Source organism: Hymenobacter sp. GOD-10R, from assembly GCF_035609205.1.
GTDB lineage: Bacteria > Bacteroidota > Bacteroidia > Cytophagales > Hymenobacteraceae > Hymenobacter.
In genome coordinates this window covers 225,739-239,871 of record NZ_CP141184.1, presented here as the reverse complement: position 1 = coordinate 239,871, position 14,133 = coordinate 225,739, and the positions used below count along the sequence as shown (strand labels likewise).

At 55.7% G+C, this 14,133-nt stretch carries 11 protein-coding genes and 1 riboswitch; of the genes, 6 read left to right on the top strand and 5 right to left on the bottom strand.

The genetic code is table 11. The annotated features are described in order from the left end of the window. Positions 1 to 89: 89 nt before the first annotated feature. The 5 genes from SD425_RS00990 to SD425_RS00970 all read right to left on the bottom strand — a co-directional run bounded on the left by SD425_RS00990 (position 90) and on the right by SD425_RS00970 (position 6,191). Positions 90 to 686 (bottom strand): gluconate 2-dehydrogenase subunit 3 family protein, encoded by a 597-nt coding sequence (locus tag SD425_RS00990; RefSeq protein ID WP_324674477.1) that lies wholly within the window; start codon positions 684 to 686, stop codon positions 90 to 92. Between the two features lie 223 nt (positions 687 to 909). Further along, on the bottom strand, positions 910 to 2,457 hold the full coding sequence (locus tag SD425_RS00985; RefSeq protein ID WP_324674475.1) for a M20/M25/M40 family metallo-hydrolase: 1,548 nt from the start codon (positions 2,455 to 2,457) through the stop codon (positions 910 to 912). 252 nt (positions 2,458 to 2,709) lie between these two features. Continuing rightward, on the bottom strand, positions 2,710 to 3,600 hold the full coding sequence (locus SD425_RS00980; RefSeq protein WP_324674473.1) for an SDR family oxidoreductase: 891 nt from the start codon (positions 3,598 to 3,600) through the stop codon (positions 2,710 to 2,712). A 346-nt stretch (positions 3,601 to 3,946) separates the two neighbouring features. Next, positions 3,947 to 4,825, bottom strand: coding sequence for an SDR family oxidoreductase (locus SD425_RS00975; RefSeq protein ID WP_324674471.1), 879 nt, complete (start codon positions 4,823 to 4,825; stop codon positions 3,947 to 3,949). 235 nt (positions 4,826 to 5,060) lie between these two features. Then, a complete protein-coding gene (locus SD425_RS00970; RefSeq protein ID WP_324674468.1) occupies positions 5,061 to 6,191 on the bottom strand; it encodes an alkene reductase in 1,131 nt (376 codons plus the stop codon). Between the two features lie 263 nt (positions 6,192 to 6,454). Between SD425_RS00970 and SD425_RS00965 the strand changes: the two genes are divergently transcribed. From SD425_RS00965 to SD425_RS00940, 6 genes are all read left to right on the top strand, one after another. After that, on the top strand, positions 6,455 to 6,577 hold the full coding sequence (locus SD425_RS00965) for a hypothetical protein (RefSeq protein ID WP_324674466.1): 123 nt from the start codon (positions 6,455 to 6,457) through the stop codon (positions 6,575 to 6,577). A gap of 281 nt (positions 6,578 to 6,858) precedes the next feature. After that, positions 6,859 to 6,968, top strand: a riboswitch (SAM riboswitch). A 71-nt stretch (positions 6,969 to 7,039) separates the two neighbouring features. Continuing rightward, on the top strand, positions 7,040 to 10,753 hold the full coding sequence (gene metH, locus SD425_RS00960) for a methionine synthase (protein WP_324674464.1): 3,714 nt from the start codon (positions 7,040 to 7,042) through the stop codon (positions 10,751 to 10,753). Positions 10,754 to 10,904: 151 nt separating this feature from the next. Then, positions 10,905 to 11,861 carry a methylenetetrahydrofolate reductase [NAD(P)H] gene (gene metF / locus SD425_RS00955; RefSeq protein WP_324674462.1) on the top strand — a complete coding sequence of 319 codons (957 nt, stop codon included), beginning with the start codon at positions 10,905 to 10,907 and terminating at the stop codon, positions 11,859 to 11,861. Positions 11,862 to 12,011: 150 nt separating this feature from the next. Continuing rightward, positions 12,012 to 12,485: a hypothetical protein gene (locus SD425_RS00950; RefSeq protein WP_324674460.1), complete on the top strand. Its 474-nt coding sequence runs from the start codon at positions 12,012 to 12,014 to the stop codon at positions 12,483 to 12,485. A 454-nt stretch (positions 12,486 to 12,939) separates the two neighbouring features. Beyond that, positions 12,940 to 13,518, top strand: coding sequence for an energy transducer TonB (locus SD425_RS00945; protein WP_324674458.1), 579 nt, complete (start codon positions 12,940 to 12,942; stop codon positions 13,516 to 13,518). A gap of 42 nt (positions 13,519 to 13,560) precedes the next feature. Beyond that, a complete protein-coding gene (locus SD425_RS00940; RefSeq protein ID WP_324674456.1) occupies positions 13,561 to 14,130 on the top strand; it encodes a hypothetical protein in 570 nt (189 codons plus the stop codon). Positions 14,131 to 14,133: the final 3 nt, after the last annotated feature.

The following is a 14,133-nucleotide window of genomic DNA, read 5'->3' as shown; positions in this document are numbered from 1 at the left end:
CGGCGCGTCTGGTCGTTGTTTGAGTGCTGGGAGTAATTGGTTCTTAAAGGTCAAGCCACGCGGCTTGCCGAATGTGCCGTAGCGCATTTCTACTGCGCTTCCGGTTCGCGGGGGTCTAGGGCATTTAGACCTAGGTGGTGCCAACCGGGCACGTCGGCCATACCCACGTAGCCGATTTCCTCTTGAGCCAGCGGGTGAGCGTAGTAGTTCTCCGTCAGCTCCGCCAGTAATTCCTCAAAGAAGCGGACGGCGGGCAATGTCTCCCACGTTTTACCAGGAGCTTCGCCGTGTTGCACGGCAGTTAGCACTGCGTCCTGTTGCTCGGGCGCTAGTGACAAGAAGGACTGTTGAAATAACAATTGGGCGCTTTCATTGATGCCCCCTAGCCCTAGCCGGTAGGCCTCGCGGTCGGGAGGCAGGGCATCGTAGCGCCAGCCGTCCGATTGACCGGTGAGAAGTCGCTCATCAATGAGTGCGGCCAGCTCGATGGGCTCGGTGCGGTCGGGCTGCGGAAAGAGCCGAGCCGCTACGGCACGGAGAAGCTCGTAGGTGGTGCCGTCGAAAAATTGTGGCTCAAGGCTAGGTGTTTGGAGGCGGCTTTCCAGCGCAGCGCGGGTGGCCTCCGTAACGAGGTCCGTGTCCAGCAGGGCACGCACCGTACCGTCGGGGTAATGAGGAGCGGACATAAGGGGAAAAGATCAGGGGAGAACCAGCAAACAGCACTTTACTGTTGAGGTATAAACCCCTTACGCACAAAACCTTCCCTGGATAAGGAATATTTGCACATAATTTTATGGTTTAGCTTGCCCTTGGCTCAGCAAGCACTATCAGCTCTATCCTAAAACACTTCGGACCTGCCAACTAATAAGAGTTGACAGGCCCGATAGCGAACAGTCCAGCGTTCTGCTTTTACTTCATCGTCATCACGGCGGCCATCGTTTCGATACCCTCCCACAAGTTGCCGAGCCGGATGTTCTCGTTTTCGGCGTGCTGGTTGTTGTCGTAGTTGGCGACAGGTACGGTGAGGGTGGTGACTCCTAGCTCTTGCTTGAAGACATACAGCGGCAAGCTCCCACCCGACGTGGGAAGCAGCACGACTGGCTGCGTCACCGTCGATTGCACGGCATTGATCACGCTGCGGGCTACCGGCAAATCCATGGGCGTGCGTTGGGCATTATAACCAGTTTCAGGCGTGACCTTGGCGATACGCGGGTGCTGGGCTCGTTCGGCATCGGTCGGGTCAGCACGCGTTACGAAGAAGCCTTGTCGCTCGATGTGACGCACTACTTTTTCTATCTGGCGCTGGTAGTCGTTGCCGAGCACTAGGCGCAAATCCAGCACGGCTTCGGCCATCGTCGGGATGACGTTGGCGGCTTGCGGGCCCACGTTGGCGCTGCGCATGCCGTTGATGTTCAGGGAAGGCTGATTAATCAGCTCCACGAGCGACTTGCCTTGGCCATCGGCCCGGGCGAAACCTAGCTCCTTGCGAATGTCATCATCAATGTTGGGCACGCGGCGCAAGGCTTCCTGCTCGGTTGCGGTGAGCGGCACCACATCGTCGTAGAAACCAGCAACTCGAACCCGGCCCGTGCTATCTTTCATCGAGCCTAACAATTGCGCTAGGGTCATCGCCGGGTTCGGGGCCCAGTTGCCGTAGTGGCCGCTGTGCAACGGGCGTTTCGGGCCGTACACCGTGATACCTAGGTTGACGTCGCCGCGAGCCCCAAACACCACCTGCTTGCGCCCCGACTGGTGCACCGGTCCGTCGCAGATAATCCAGAGGTCGGATTTCAACACGTCGCGGTGCTGGCTCAGCAGCTCGGCCAGGTGCGGCGAACCACGCTCTTCTTCGCCTTCAAAGAAGAACTTCAGGTTGACGGTCGGCTTCACGCCGCTTTGTGCCAGCGCCTGATAGCCCGAAATAATGGTCATCACACCGGCTTTATCGTCAGAGCTGCCGCGGGCGTAGAGGCGCCACTCGGGGTTGAGCGGGGTACCGGCTTGGGGCATAGGTAGTAGCTGACCGCCGCTAGCCAGGGACCCACTAGCTAGGGTTGGCTTGAAGGGACTCAGACCCGTCGCCCACTGGGCGGGGTTAACTGGCTGACCATCGTAATGCGCGTAGAACACTAGAGTGCGGGTGGCGCCAGGCACCTTCACCTCGCCATACACAGCAGGCGGTACACCGGCTGTTTTGGCCCGCAACATCTGCACGTTAGCAATGCCACGCTTGCGCATCATGTCGGCGATGGTAGTGGCCGTGCGGCGCAGACCAGCGCTGTCGGCAGCCACGCTCGGCACGACGAGCAGTTGCAGGTATTCGGTTAGTAGTTCGTGCTCGTGACGCTGGCGATATTGGCGTACTTTCTTCAGCACGGCATCCGATGGAGCCGCGGCGGACAGCAGCCCAGCGGCCGCCACACTCAGCAGACCACCTAGTAGGTAGCGTTTCTTCATGGGCTTAAGTACGTCCGAAACGCTCAGAAACGAAAAGGCTAGGCTAATTACGAGTGTGTTGAGAGGGCTCTTAAGAAACGGGCATGCTGAGCCTGCCGAAGCATCTCGCGTGCCGTGGTAACTCTAATCAATAGGGTTTACTACTGCACGCGAGATGCTTCGGCAGGCTCAGCATGACGTTTTGGAGGAGTAAATAAGGTTGTCTGGCAAGCTCCGCGTAACGGGTCCTTTACTGCTCGAATGAGCTAGCTCTTACTGGTCGCTCGACATTTTGCCGCCCGTCACGTGCACGAGGCTGCCCGTCATAAAGGAGCCATCTTGCGAGGCGAGCAGCACATAAGCCGGGGCTAGCTCCTCGGGTTGACCGGGGCGCTTCAAAGCCACCTCGTGGCCGTAATTGTCGATTTCTGAGGCCGGCATGGTGCCGGGGATGTTGGGCGTCCAGATGGGGCCGGGCACTACGCAGTTTACCCGAATATCCTTCTCCCCTAGGTAAGTAGCCAGCGACTTAGTAAGCGCGTGAATAGCCGACTTCGTGCAGGTATAGTCAATCAGCATCGGGTTGCCCGTGAGGCCTACGATGCTGCCCGTATTGATGATAGAATCGCCTTTTTGCAGGTGCGGGATGGCTGCCTGCGCCATCCAGATGTAGCCAAGAATGTTGGTGTCGAAGGTGCGGCGAATCTGCTCGACTAAAATGTTCTCGAACTTCTCCTGCGCCATCTGAAAAGCGGCGTTGTTGACTAGCACATTCAGGCCACCTAGCTCGTCGCGGGTGCGGCGCACGGCGCTCAGGCAGTGCTCTGGCTCGCGCACGTCGTACTTGAGCAACAAGCACTTACGATTCTCCTTTTCTACCAGCGCCTTGGTTTGCTCGGCGTCCTCGTCGTTTTCGTTGTAGAGCACGGCTACGTTGGCGCCTTCTTTAGCGAAAGCAATAGCCACAGCCCGGCCAATGCCAGAATCGGCGCCGGTAATGAGGGCTACTTTGCCTTCCAGCTTGCCCGCGGCTTTGTAATTAGCGAGGTCGGAGTCGGGCTGCTGTTTCATATCGGCTTGCTTGGCTGGGTACGGCAGCTTTTCGGCCTTCATATCGCTGGCCATGGGCCGGAACTCGGGGGTAGATTCTTCGGGGTTGGTCATGGGTAAGAGAACAGAACGATGTATAGCTCAGCTTACGCAGAACCTAGCTCCACAGTCGAAGCTTCACGTAGCAGGCAACAAAAAAGCCTTGCTACCAACCTAGGTAGCAAGGCTTTTTAGCTGTTGCGGCAGCTGGTAGCGCGGACTCTGTAGTCCGCGCTGGTGTTAGCAATGTCATTCTGATCAAGGAAGAAATCTCGCCGACCAAGGCAATATCTACTTACGTCAGCACACAAGATTTCTCCCGCTAGTCGGGATGACGACCTGGTAGGACAGGCACATAGCTTGCTCTAGATTAGCTACATGTAGCGCGGACTTTGTAGTCCGCGCTACATGTACAATAGCTCTAGCCTTCTTTCGGCATACCACCTGTTACTTCGAGCAGGCTACCAGTGCTGTAGCTACCGTCTTGCGAGGCAAAGTATACATAGGACGGGGCTAGCTCTTCCGGCTGGCCGGGGCGACCTAGCATGGTCTGCGAACCGAATTTCTTCAGGTCTTCTTCCAGCATGGTGCCGGGAATAAGCGGCGTCCAGATGGGGCCTGGCAGCACGGCATTCACTCGGATTTTCTTCTCCCCTAGGTAAGCAGCTAGGCTCTTAGTGAAGGTGTGAATAGCGCCTTTTGTGGAAGCATAATCCACTTGGTGTGGATTGCCGACGATACCCGCAATGCTCCCCGTATTGATGATGGAGTCGCCTTCTTTCAGGAACGGAATGGCCGCCTGCGCCATGAAGATGTAGCCCTTGATGTTGGTATCGAAGGTGCGGTGGATGTTCTCCTCCGGGATGGTTTCGAAGTTTTCGTAGCCCATCTGGTAAGCGGCGTTGTTTACCAAGATGTTGAAGCCGCCTAGCTCTTCATAAGTCTGACGCACCGCATTGCGGCAGGCGTCGGCCGAGCGCACATCCGCTTGGATGGACAGAAACTTCCGCCCGGCGGCTCTCACCGCTTGGCCGGTTACGTCGGCGTCGCTGGCGTTTTCGTGGTATATCACGGCTACGTCGGCGCCTTCCTTGGCAAAGGCAATAGCCACGGCCCGACCGATGCCGGAGTCGCCACCCGTGATGAGGGCCACCTTACCGGTGAGCTTGCCAGCGGCTTGGTAGTTCGACAAGTCCGAATCCGGCTTGCTCTTCATGTCCTCCTGGCTCGTTGGGTAAGGCATAGAGCCCGTGTTCAGTTCGCTATTGGTAGGACGTGGTTCGTTCTGTTCTGTAGTCATGTCAACTAGGTGGTTGGTTGAACAGGCGTACGCAGAAGCCTAGAGAAGGTCGGAGCAAGGCCAAAAAGTTGTGCCTTCCTACTTCAGTTTCAGATTCGCTTTTAGAGAAAAGGTTTCGCCATAACCTAGGCTTGACCAATTGCCACCAAACAAGAAAGCCTACTGGTGCGAGCAGTAGGCTTTCTTGTTTGGTGTGTAGCAGATCCTTCAGCTACCTAGGCAACGATTGTGGAGGCTATTTCTCCACGATATCTTGCGTAGCCTGCTCAACTTCCGCCAACGACGGATAGTCGATGTAGCCCTTATCATCGCCGCCGTAGAAGGTAGCTTGATCGGGGGCGTTCAGGGCCGCTCCTTGCTGGAAGCGCTCTACTAGGTCAGGGTTCGAGATGAACGGCACACCGAAGGCAATGATGTCTGCTTCGTTGTTTTCCAGAGCAGCCTCAGCAGTTTCTTGGGTGTAGCCGCCGTTCAGGATAAACGGACCGTTGAAGATTTTACGCAGCGTTGGGGCTACTTTCTCCTGGCCGGGCTGGGCCGCCATTGGGTGACCAGGCAGCGCCTCAATCACGTGCAGGTAAGCGAGGTTGAACTGGTTGAGTTGCTCCACCACGTAGCTGAACGTACCTAGACGGTCGGTGTCGTTGATGCCACCCATCACGCCCGTTGGCGACAGACGAATACCGGTGCGGTCCGCGCCGAGCACGTCCGATACGGCTTTCACCACTTCGAGGGCAAAACGGGCGCGGTTCTCTACGCTTCCGCCGTACTCGTCGGTGCGCTGGTTGGAGCCGTCTTGGATGAACTGGTCGATTAGGTAGCCGTTGGCGCCGTGGATTTCAGCACCATCAAAACCAGCTTTCTTGGCATTTTCAGCAGCTTTGCGGAAGTCTTCCACAACGGCTTTCACTTCTTGTGTTTCCAGCGCGCGCGGAGTCGGAATTTCTTCTTGGCCGTTGAGCGTGAAGGCTTTTACGCCTGTTGGCTGCACAGCTGAAGGGGCTACGGGTAGCTCGCCATTGTGGAAGAATGGGTGCGAAATGCGGCCCACGTGCCACAGCTGAATGAAGATACGACCACCAGCAGCGTGCACGGCATCGGTTACTTTCTTCCAGCCAGCTACTTGCTCCTCCGAGTAGATGCCCGGCGTGAAGATGTAGCCCACTGCCTGCTGCGAAACCTGCGAGCCTTCGGTAATGATCAGGCCGGCTGAGGCGCGCTGCTCGTAGTATTTTACCGTCGAGTCGGTGGGTACGTTGCCTTCGTTGTTAGCGCGGCTCCGCGTCATGGGGGCCATGGCAAAGCGGTTGGGCAACGTAAGAGCGCCCATCGTGAAGGGCGTGAAAAGCTTGGTTGATTGTGTCATACAGTGTAGTGGAAGCAGATGCGTCAGTTAATCACTGCTTTCTGACTGCCAAGAACCATGTAGCTACACGAATGTTTTAAATAATTTTTGGCCTCCATCATCGCTAGTCTGCACGCAGGTGGGCTAGGTGACTCCCTTAAAAGCGGTGAGCCTATAAAAGGTTGGCTTTTTACGTGAAAGTTGAACAGTGAGCTCAACAAACCGTAAGCCTTCTTCAGTCACTAAGCGTACCTCACTCACCCACTTACTAATTCCTACCGATCATGGCTGAGAAAAAAGCATCCGCCTCGAAGAAAGAAAAAGATCCGTGCTGGAAAGGTTATGAACAAGAAGGCACCAAGAAGAAGGAAGGCAAAACCGTCCCTAATTGTGTCAAAAAGGACTAGACAGCCTAAAAAGCTAGCTTACCCTTTTACCTTGTTAGGGAGCCCCGCTACGGTTGTGTTGTTCAACGCAACCGTAGCGGGGCTCTCTGCTGTGCAGTTGCATGCGTAATAAAGTCCTTGCTGTGCCAAGACGACATGGAGCCTGGACATTGCAGCTAACGTTAAAATAACGCAGTAGAGCGCTGGTAAAAACACCCGCTACGGCTTACTTGGATGCAGCACTAAGCTCCTGTTTCATGCTGCATTTACTTTTCCACACTTCTAACGTATCTTTGCCTTGATACTTATCCAGAAAGACTGAGGGACTGGGCCCTGCGACGTCTTGGCAACCTGAGTGAAACAAGGTGCCAACTCCCATTCGGCAAAAAAAATGGACCGAAGAAGATAAGTACGGAACCTGCACCCGCAGTTTTCTCTTTCTGGATAGGCTCGACCAGTACGCCGACTTTCAGAAGGAGAACCATGAAAATAGCCTGTCCCGACTCCCCGCTTTACGACATCCTCCAACAGCGCATCCTCGTGCTCGACGGCGCGATGGGTACTATGATTCAGCGCTATCCGCTGACGGAGGAAGATTTTCGGGGCACCCGCTTCGCGGATCATCCCAAGCCGCTACGCGGTAACAACGACCTACTAAGCCTCACCCAGCCCGACATTATCCGCAGTATTCACGCAGAATACTTTGCGGCCGGCGCCGATATGGTGGAGACGAACACATTCAGTGGCACGACCATCGCTCAGGCTGACTATGCACTGGAACACGTTGTGTATGAGCTTAATTATGAGTCGGCTCGCTTGGCTCGTGATGCCGCCGACGAGTACACCGCTAAGAACCCAAGTAAACCTAGGTTCGTGGCTGGTGCTATTGGCCCAACGAACCGTACGGCTTCTCTCTCGCCCGACGTAAACCGGCCTGGTTTCCGCGCCATCACCTTCGATGAGCTAGCCACTGCTTACCACGAGCAAGTGCGCGGCCTGATTGATGGCGGCGTCGATGCCTTGCTGATCGAGACGATCTTCGATACGCTCAACGCCAAGGCGGCACTGTTTGCGGTGCAGAAGTTCTTCGATGAAGGCGGCCGTGTAGTGCCCATCATGATTTCCGGTACTATCACGGATGCCTCCGGTCGTACACTCTCGGGTCAGACGGTAGAGGCTTTCTGGAACTCTATCAGCCACTTACCGCTGCTGAGTGTGGGCCTAAACTGTGCCCTAGGTGCCGCCCAGCTTAAGCAGTATGTACAGGAGCTCAGTCGCATTTCGGACGTGCACATTTCGGCTTACCCAAATGCTGGTCTGCCAAACGCTTTTGGCGGCTACGACGAATCTGCGCAGGAATTTGCCGACGTGGTGGAGAACTACTTACAAGATGGCATTATAACCGTCATTGGGGGCTGCTGCGGCACTACGCCTCAGCACATCGGCGAGCTAGCCCGCCTAGTAGATCAGTACAAACCTAGGCCGCTGCCCGAAATACCCGCGGTTACGCGCCTGAGCGGTTTGGAGCCCTTCGGGTTTGATGATAACAGCCTGTTTGTGAACGTAGGCGAACGGTGCAACGTAACCGGCTCGCGCGCTTTCGCCCGCCTTATCCGCACAGGTGCTTACGAAGAAGCTCTGGCTGTAGCGCGCGCCCAAGTGGAAGGCGGCGCACAGGTTATTGATGTTAACATGGACGAAGGCATGCTTGATTCGGAGCAGGCCATGACGACCTTCCTCAACCTGATTGCCTCCGAGCCCGATATTGCCCGCGTGCCCCTCATGATCGACTCCTCGAAGTGGAGCGTACTGGAAGCTGGCTTAAAGTGCGTGCAAGGCAAGAGCATCGTAAACTCGATTTCGCTCAAAGAAGGCGAAGAGATGTTCAAGGAGCGGGCCCGCACTGTGCGCCAATACGGTGCTGCCGTGGTAGTAATGGCCTTCGACGAAGACGGTCAGGCGGACAGCTACGAGCGCCGCATCGAAATCTGTAAGCGTAGCTATGACATCTTGGTGAACGAGGTCGGCTTCCCAGCCACCGACATCATCTTCGACCCCAACATCTTGACCGTTGGCACTGGCATTGAAGAGCACCGCAACTATGCGGTTGACTTCATTAATGCCGTACGCTGGATCAAGGAGAACCTGCCCGGTGCCCGCACCAGCGGTGGCGTGAGCAACGTCAGCTTCTCGTATCGCGGCAACGACGTTGTGCGGGAGGCCATGCACTCAGCTTTCCTGTACCACGCCATCCGCGCTGGTCTCGACATGGGCATTGTAAACCCCAGTCAGCTAGCTGTGTACGATGACGTACCGAAGGACTTGCTGGAGCTTTGCGAAGACGTGCTGCTCAACCGCCGCGACGATGCCACCGAGCGCCTCGTGAACTTTGCCGATACCGTTAAGCAGAAGGATAAAGCCGTCGTTGTAGCTGACGAATGGCGCAGCCTACCCGTAGCCGAGCGCTTGAAGCACGCGCTGGTGAAAGGCATTACCGAATTCATCGACGAAGACACAGAAGAGGTACGCCAGCAGGTTGGCCGCCCCCTCGACGTGATTGAAGGACCGCTAATGGCCGGCATGAACGTGGTCGGCGACTTGTTTGGCGCGGGCAAGATGTTCCTGCCGCAAGTCGTAAAGTCAGCGCGGGTGATGAAGAAAGCCGTGGCTTATCTAGAACCGTATCTGCAAGCCGAAAAAGAAGGCACGGAGCGCCAGACCGCCGGTAAGATCCTACTAGCCACTGTAAAAGGCGACGTGCACGACATCGGTAAGAACATCGTGGGCGTGGTACTAGCCTGCAATAACTTTGACATTGTGGACCTAGGAGTAATGGTACCGCTGGAGAAGATTCTGGACGAAGCGCAGAAGCAAGGCGCCGATATTATCGGCTTGAGCGGCCTGATTACGCCTTCCCTGGATGAGATGGTATACGTGGCAGCCGAAATGGAGAAGCGCGGCTTGAAAACGCCGCTGCTCATTGGTGGCGCCACCACCTCGCGCCTACACACGGCTGTTAAGATTGCGCCTTCTTACACCGGTCCGGTGGTGCACGTGCACGATGCCTCGCGCAGCGTGGGTGTGGCTGCGGGTCTGCTCGGTTCGGGCAAGGATATGTACGCCAGCACAGTGCTAGAGGAATACCGCCAGCTCCGCGACGACCACGCTGGTCGTCAGCGCGACAAGCAGTACCTCACCATTGAAGCAGCCCGCGAAAATCAGTTCAAATCGAACTGGGAAGCCACACCTATCACGAAGCCTAGCTTCCTAGGCACGAAGGTGTTGGAAGATTACCCGCTTGATGAACTAGCCAAGTATATCGACTGGACGCCCTTCTTCCATACTTGGGAGCTACGCGGCCGCTACCCCCGCATCTTGCAAGATGAGACGCTGGGAGAAGCAGCCACGAAGCTGTTTGAAGACGCCCAAGCTATGCTGCGTAAAGTCATCGACGAGAAGCTGCTGACGGCGCGGGCAGTGGTTGGTTTCTGGCCGGCCAACACGGTAGGTTACGACACCATCGAAATCTACGCGGACGACAACCGCGAGCAAGTGACTACCGAGTTCTTCACCCTGCGCCAGCAAGGCGAGAAAGGACCCAAGATTCCGAACCTAGCTTTCTCCGACTTCGTGGCACCCAAAGAAACCGGCCGCGCCGACTACATCGGCGGCTTTGCCGTGACGGCGGGCCTAGGTATTGAAAAGCTGCTCGAAAAGTTTGAGGCTGACCACGATGACTACTCCAGCATCATGATCAAAGCCCTGGCTGACCGTTTGGCTGAGGCATTTGCCGAGCGCCTGCACCAGCGCGTGCGGGAGGAATTCTGGGGCTATTCGCCGAACGAAAACCTCAGCGGCGACGAGCTGATTCAGGAGAAGTACCGCGGCGTGCGCCCGGCACCGGGCTACCCCGGCTGCCCCGACCACACCGAGAAAATCACGCTGTTTGAGCTGCTCGATGCCGAAAACAAAACGGGTATTCACCTCACCGAAAACCTAGCCATGTACCCGGCATCTTCGGTCAGCGGGCTCTACTACGCCCACCCCGACTCACGCTACTTCGGCCTAGGTAAGATTGGTAAAGATCAGGTGGAGGACATTGCGCAACGCAAGAACATGCCTGTTACCGACCTCGAACGGTGGCTTTCTCCAAACCTCAACTACAGCCCGACGGCTATACCCGTCACGGCATTATAAAATAAAAGAATGTAGCGCGAAGCTCCAGCTTCGCGCATCGTCTGCGCCGTTTGTTATACTCACAACGATTATCGTCCAACGATGCGCGAAGCTGGAGCTTCGCGCTACATCCTGCCCCGTCTGTTCTCCCTTCGGAGAATGGGCTTTGCTTATGAAAGTAACTGACCACCTGGCACAAGCCCAGGGCAAAACGCTTTTTTCTTTTGAAGTGCTGCCGCCGCGCAAAGGCGAAAACATTCAGAACCTGTTCAGCAACATCGAGCCACTGATGGAGTTCAAGCCGCCCTTTATCGACGTGACGTATCACCGCGAGGAGTATATGTACCAGCGTCATCCGAACGGCTTGTTGGAAAAGAAAACCGTGCGCAAAAGACCAGGTACCGTGGGTATTTGCGCCGCCATCAAGAACCGCTTCGATGTAGATACGGTGCCGCACCTGATCTGCGGGGGCTTCACGAAGGAAGAGACGGAAAACGCGCTCATCGATCTGCACTTTCTGGGCATTGATACGGTGTTGGCCTTACGCGGCGACCCCATCAAATCGGAGGGCCATTTTATTCCGAACCCTGACGGTCATGCCTACGCCTGTGACCTGATCGGGCAAATCGATGACCTGAACAAAGGCGAGTACCTGAACCAGGAGCAAGACGAAACCGCCGCCACTAACTTCTGCATTGGTACGGCTGGCTACCCCGAAAAGCACTTCGAGTCACCTAACTCGGGGGCAGATATCCGCTACCTGAAGCACAAGGTAGACCGCGGCGCCGACTACATTGTGACCCAGATGTTCTTCGACAACGAGCAGTTCTTCAGCTTCGAAAAGCGTTGCCGGGAAGCGGGTATCATGGTGCCCATTATTCCCGGTCTGAAGCCGCTCACCACCAAGAGCCAGCTTACCATGTTGCCCCGCTCGTTCTACCTAAACATTCCGGAAACGCTGGCGGAAGCTGTGCATCATGCCTCCAACAATGAAGCCGCCCGGCAAATTGGTATCGAGTGGTGCATCAATCAATCGAAGGAGCTGATGGCGCACGGGGTACCTAGCTTACACTACTATACCATGAGCAAATCGGAGTCGATCCGTCGTATTGCTTCCGCTTTGTTCTAAGCGACTTACCAGCTACATAGGCAAGGGCAGCGGGTGCGAAGCCACGAGGGCTTGTACCCGCTGCTCTCATTCCTGCGTATTTCAGCGAGTGAGCATTGCAGCTGTTAAACCATAATCGGTAATTGGCAGCCGTAAACTGGTAAACGACAAATGGAGAACGAACTCGATGAGCTGTTTGCGCGACTACGGGTTGCGACGACACCGGCCGAGATAGAAGCCTTGCAGGACGGTATCTGGCAGCTATGGCTCGCCACTGGCGACCAGTTGCTGGATAAGTACCTGGAAGCAGGCATTCGTGCTCTTGCCGCCGGCGATTATACCCACGCCATCACCGAGTTTACTCACCTCATAGAGGCACGACCTAGCTTTGCGGAAGGCTGGAACAAACGTGCTACTGCCTACTACCTGCGCGGCGAGTACCGAGCCTCCCTGCTGGATGTAGCGGAAACCCTGCGTTTAGAGCCACGCCACTTCGGAGCGCTTTCTGGGTGGGCTACCATGCTGCGAATGCTCGGTGACCAGCGCGGATCTCTCCACGTGCTTAGGCGCTTGGCGCGGTTGTGCCCTCATCTGCCAGGCCTGGCAAACCAGCTGCGCGACTTAGAAGACGAGCTAGAAGGCTAGAACCAGGAACCTACCTGCCCAAAGGCGAATTGATAGCAACCTAGCTATCGGTTCGCCTTTCTGCTTTTGTACCCAGCCGCTTCCTATACCCTCCTTCAACAGCCACTATCCAATCAGTGTTCAGAAGGTCAGTAGCGGGGCGTGACTGCGCAACTAGAAGGTCAGTAGCGGGGCGTGACTGCGCAACTAAGCTAGCTTTCTAGATATGCTAACAAGAAAAATACGCGGTTGTGCAATCGTTTGAGAAACTGGTTTACTATTTGCACATTTCCCAAAATGGCTCGAAGACACACAGCTACTATACATAGTTAACATACTGCTACAAAATACTTTACAACGAGTAAGCAACAGAATTATTCGCATACTATTATAATAATTATTCTAATAGTTATACTCCCTATTCTGATATTCTTCTAGCTCCTACTTACTTCTGACTCCACCCGTTACCCGTTCTATGAAATCAACTTTACTCACGTTATTCTCCTGCTTCGTGCTACTTCCGGCGGCTAGTCAGGCGCAACATCTCTACAAAACAGAATTTGAAAAGGGTATGATGGAGAAAGGGAAGAAAGTAGGCATTTGGGAGTATTATAATTATAGCCGCAACACGGAAGAACCGATGGTAGTGCAGAAGTATGACCATACAACTGGCAAACTATTGTACTATCTGCCCGTGGAGGTGGTATCTTATGAGGTAGAAAAGCGTCCGGGCGAGTGGAGCATGAGTGAGGTCGACCAGCCTCCTTTGTTCATTGGGGGTATTGGTGTGCTAGGCACCTACATTGCTCAAATGAAATACCCCGAGTCGGCGCAACAAGCTGGCGTACAAGGCAAAGTCATGGTATCGTTTATGATTGACACCCTAGGGCATGCCTCGGGCCATAAAGTCATCAGAACGGTTGGGGGCGGCTGCGACCAAGAGGCGCTACGTACCTGCCAGGCCATTCCGGATCAGTGGATTGCCCCGCGCATAGGCAGCAAAGCCGTGCCCGTACGCTACATGATGCCCTTCACGTTCAAGTTGCAACAGTGAGCTAGATTAGTCTGAGCCGATAGTTTCGCGTATATAGTGGCCATGAAATCATGGCTATTATACTCTTCGCGCCTACAGGCGAGCCTCTTCTTTACAGGAATTGCCTGCGTCGTTGCGGCCTGCGACAGCACGCCGCGTGAGCGGCAGGAAATTGCGCGGCAGGAAGTGCGCAAACTGGATACCTTGGCCGACAAAGCCGCTGCTAAGCTGCGCGTGGCTGGCCGGCGAACAGCGCAGTACGACTCGGCAGCGCGCGTGCGCAAGGCACAGCCGCTGAACGCCGCAGCTGAAGCAACCTTCACGCAAGAGCTCCTCGGTACGTACGCTGACCTCAGCACCGTTACGCCCGATAACGTGTCGGCGGCCTATACACAGTTTATGCGCCAAGTGAGGGCCAAGCGCCGCACCTGGACCCAGCGCGACTGGGACTATGCTGACGCCGTCTTCGAGCGCCTGAATAAGCAGCGGCGTGCAATTCGCCTCGATGTGCGAGCCTCTGACGACCTACGCGTGAAAGCCTTGCAAGCCGAATACCTAGCCTTGGAAAACGGCCGGGATGTAAAAGACATTCGGGAGGCTATCCGGGACAAGCCTGCTGCCACCAGCCGCTAAGGT

Excerpts from the sequence above, each read along its gene's own strand:
- SD425_RS00990 (WP_324674477.1), bottom strand. The coding sequence starts at position 686 with ATGTCCGCTCCTCATTACCCCGACGGTACGGTGCGTGCCCTGCTGGAC.
- SD425_RS00985 (WP_324674475.1), bottom strand. The coding sequence starts at position 2,457 with ATGAAGAAACGCTACCTACTAGGTGGTCTGCTGAGTGTGGCGGCCGCT.
- SD425_RS00980 (WP_324674473.1), bottom strand. The coding sequence starts at position 3,600 with ATGACCAACCCCGAAGAATCTACCCCCGAGTTCCGGCCCATGGCCAGC.
- SD425_RS00975 (WP_324674471.1), bottom strand. The coding sequence starts at position 4,825 with ATGACTACAGAACAGAACGAACCACGTCCTACCAATAGCGAACTGAAC.
- SD425_RS00970 (WP_324674468.1), bottom strand. The coding sequence starts at position 6,191 with ATGACACAATCAACCAAGCTTTTCACGCCCTTCACGATGGGCGCTCTT.
- SD425_RS00965 (WP_324674466.1), top strand. The coding sequence starts at position 6,455 with ATGGCTGAGAAAAAAGCATCCGCCTCGAAGAAAGAAAAAGATCCGTGC.
- metH (WP_324674464.1), top strand. The coding sequence starts at position 7,040 with ATGAAAATAGCCTGTCCCGACTCCCCGCTTTACGACATCCTCCAACAG.
- metF (WP_324674462.1), top strand. The coding sequence starts at position 10,905 with ATGAAAGTAACTGACCACCTGGCACAAGCCCAGGGCAAAACGCTTTTT.
- SD425_RS00950 (WP_324674460.1), top strand. The coding sequence starts at position 12,012 with ATGGAGAACGAACTCGATGAGCTGTTTGCGCGACTACGGGTTGCGACG.
- SD425_RS00945 (WP_324674458.1), top strand. The coding sequence starts at position 12,940 with ATGAAATCAACTTTACTCACGTTATTCTCCTGCTTCGTGCTACTTCCG.
- SD425_RS00940 (WP_324674456.1), top strand. The coding sequence starts at position 13,561 with ATGAAATCATGGCTATTATACTCTTCGCGCCTACAGGCGAGCCTCTTC.